Source organism: Streptomyces fulvoviolaceus (genome assembly GCF_000718165.1).
GTDB lineage: Bacteria > Actinomycetota > Actinomycetes > Streptomycetales > Streptomycetaceae > Streptomyces > Streptomyces fulvoviolaceus.
Genome location: NZ_JOEY01000218.1, coordinates 1 through 259, shown reverse-complemented (window position 1 = coordinate 259; position 259 = coordinate 1). Strand labels below are relative to the sequence as shown.

Genomic DNA, 259 nt, shown 5'->3' with positions numbered 1-259 from the left:
CTCCAAATGGGGCGCCCAGCACTGGCAAAAACCCCTCACCCACAAAGACAGGAAGACGACTCGCCACGAGGCTGCCGCCGTGGCGATCGGACGGCGCGCTCAAGGGCGTCCGGTCCGGCGACGGACGGCACCGCCCCCACACGACCGGAGTGATCGTGCGGGGCATCGGACCGTCCAGGCCGACCGGCGTGCCCTCGGGCGTGAGGGACCCCGCCCCCGCATCCCCGGACCACGGACACGATCCGTGCCGCCGGACCGC

1 pseudogene is annotated in these 259 nt (G+C 73.0%); it reads left to right on the top strand.

Annotation, left to right across the window (positions count from 1 at the left end):
- Positions 1-259, top strand: a pseudogene (locus IG08_RS62385) (IS200/IS605 family accessory protein TnpB-related protein); the annotation flags it as partial.